Here is a 2,755-nt window from a genome sequence, read left to right as displayed (position 1 = left end):
CTTCTTTTAATTCATGGTTTGTTGAGCATTCTTCACGATAAGCTTTTATCCATATTGAAATACCTGATTTAGAAACTCCATATTCCTCAGATAAGCTTTTTAAAGTACGTCCTTCTTCAAGATGAAGACGAACAATTTTGTTTTTGAATTCTTCTTCATAATACCTATTCATCGTTATCCCTCTTTCTCTAATAAATTTATTATATCTATTAGACCGAGGTGTTACAACTTCATTATACCGCTACAGTAATTGTAAGTTTATCCATAGCGTTCCTCCAATTTTTATATTAGAAATGTCTAAAATCCCTTAAGAACCTTAAGTTACTTTAGCATTCCCACTATATATTGGAGATTATCTCACAGATGTGAGATGGCGGACAATCCACCTTTTTATTTGACGCTTACGTTTAAAATACGAAACTTTTTCTGTCTTTATACAGTCTTATATAACAGATAAAAAAGTTGTGATTTCTCCAAATACATAAGAAAAGTGGAAGTATATATAAGTTATCAAATATAATAAATAAGAGATGACCCAGGGGGGGAAGCCTATAAGTATATCATAAAAATAGGGGGTGAACGAAAAATACTATATCAAATCAAAAAGGAGTTGATTATATTATGAAAAAAATCATTATATTAGTATCTCTGTGTACGAGTCTATTATTGTCTTCATGTCATAGTAATGATTCTGAGCTATTATATGGCAAATATCCAGAGCCTTTATTAATAGCAGTGGGGGTTAATCCAAATGTAAATAAGGATTATAAGGAGCTTACCAGGGAAGATTTAAAAAAAGTACTAAATTTTCATTTTATTAAAATGGATGATGAAGGACAACCACTAGAGCAATATGGATTTGAAGATAATAAAGAATATGATTTTTCAATCATTTTGGAAATGCCTAACATGACGCATTTAGATATAGATCTCGGAAGAGAGATAAGATTAAAGGACTATTCCATATTAAAAAAGCTGCATAACTTAGAAAGTTTAAGAATTGGAAATATTACCGATAAAGATATAGAGAATATAATTGGGTTAAACTCTTTAGACTCATTAAGTATAGTCCATAGCAAAATAACAAATATTGATTTTTTAAAGAACCTGAATCAATTAGATTCTTTTTATCTTTACGATGTTCCTGATGTACAGAACTTTAATCCTTTAAAGTACTTAAAAAATGTACGTGCAATAAATATAGTTAATTGTGATGTTTCTGAAGTACAGCTTGATACTATACCTGACATGACGACTCTTCAGTTCATGTCATTATCTGTAAACAATATAAAAAATATTGTAAAATTTCCTAAAATGGCGAATCTTCAATATCTTTCATTAGTTAATAATCCGCTTATAAATTTTAACATACCATCAGATACTCTTCCGAACCTTAAATCATTAACTTTAGATGGCACACTAATAACTGATGCTGATAATATAAATGGGGTGGATTCTATAGAAATGATATATTTATTCAGAACAGGGATAAAGAGAGTCGCACCATTAAAAAAGTTTAAAAATCTGAAGACGGTATACTGTGATGAAAACATTATTGAAGATGAGGAGTATATGGAAAGTCTAGGTATTAATGTAGATGGAGAATAAACAGGGGCTTGAATTATCAAGCCCCTGTTTATTCTCCATTATTTATAGAAAAAATATAATCTTCTTAGATCTGCATTTGGATAACCACCATAACTATCCATAACATCCTCCAATGTGTGGTTATTTATAATACCAGGATCTACTACTCTAAACATTTCTGCTGTTATAGAACCATAATTGATATTATCAGGATCTACACCTGTTTGTACTTTTCCCGAGAAACCATTGACAACAACATAGTGTTTTCTGTCGGTGCTTAGATTTGCAACTCTTACAATGACGGGGGTCTCAGGAGAAAAGTATAATATATCGAACAGCTCCTTTTTTAATGCATTAAATGTCGAATTTGTTGTACCACTTAAGATCATTTTGAACTTTAAATTTTGTTTATTCGCTATAGTAGGCCACTGTGTTTCATAATCGCCTGATCCATTGATATCGAACATTTCGTCAAAGTTGTAATTTTTACGATTTAGGTAGTTGACCATCATTGCAGCTGAAGCTATTCCACAACCGTCTCCCTTTTGTTCTACTCTTCCTACTGAAAAATTAATATTAATTGTTCTTTCTGGCATAAAACATATCTCTCCTTTTATTTTTTATTTATTAGGTTAATTAAAATGGCCATTAATTTCACCTCTCACCATATAAGAAGAGAAAAGAAAGGGAAAAATCAACCTGGTCTTAAAATAATTTAGTATTGAAATATGATTTGTATGGAAATGTAATTCATCAAAATTGTTTAACCAGTTGCGTAAAGGAAGTCTTGAAAGAATACTAAGCAAAGAAGGCTGTGAGCTCAGGGTTAATCGAAACATACAGGTCGAGGGCTCTTTTGGAGAATTAAAACAGGATATGGGTTTTCGAAGATTTATATGCAAAGGAAGACAGAATGTACTTGCGGAAAGTATACTTCTCGCAATGGCACATAATATAATAAACTTCACAATAAAATTCAGTCAGAAAGAACGGGCATGCATCCTTTTACCCTTAGATTATGTGAATATTCCGGATACTATTGGTTCATCCTTAATTATCCGTTATACCAGGTTTTTGCAACATCATTTTTGCACTTAATAACGAGATGTTACACCGTCCATACATTGTCCGTTTTATCATCTTGAGTTTATTGTTTGTACCTTCAACA

Annotated in this window: 4 protein-coding genes; 2 read left to right on the top strand and 2 right to left on the bottom strand. The window is 31.2% G+C overall.

Going from position 1 to position 2,755, the window contains the following annotated elements; all coding sequences use genetic code 11:
• A partial coding sequence (locus tag OXPF_RS00030; RefSeq protein WP_152967662.1) for a transposase occupies window positions 1-172 on the bottom strand: 172 nt, incomplete at its 3' end.
• 449 nt (window positions 173-621) lie between these two features.
• Between OXPF_RS00030 and OXPF_RS00025 the strand changes: the two genes are divergently transcribed.
• The gene (locus tag OXPF_RS00025) at window positions 622-1,608 is read left to right on the top strand and encodes a leucine-rich repeat domain-containing protein (RefSeq protein WP_054873174.1); all 987 of its coding nucleotides are present in this window, start codon (window positions 622-624) and stop codon (window positions 1,606-1,608) included.
• Window positions 1,609-1,646: 38 nt separating this feature from the next.
• Here OXPF_RS00025 and OXPF_RS00020 read toward each other — a convergent pair whose 3' ends face one another.
• Window positions 1,647-2,183: a C39 family peptidase gene (locus OXPF_RS00020; protein WP_054873173.1), complete on the bottom strand. Its 537-nt coding sequence runs from the start codon at window positions 2,181-2,183 to the stop codon at window positions 1,647-1,649.
• A 163-nt stretch (window positions 2,184-2,346) separates the two neighbouring features.
• Between OXPF_RS00020 and OXPF_RS21510 the strand changes: the two genes are divergently transcribed.
• Entirely contained in the window at window positions 2,347-2,685 is a 339-nt protein-coding gene (locus tag OXPF_RS21510) for a transposase (RefSeq protein WP_341441571.1), read from the top strand.
• The last annotated feature ends 70 nt before the right edge of the window (window positions 2,686-2,755 follow it).

This window comes from Oxobacter pfennigii, from assembly GCF_001317355.1.
Taxonomy (GTDB): Bacteria; Bacillota; Clostridia; order Clostridiales; family Oxobacteraceae; genus Oxobacter; species Oxobacter pfennigii.
This window is presented reverse-complemented; position numbering and strand designations above follow the sequence as displayed.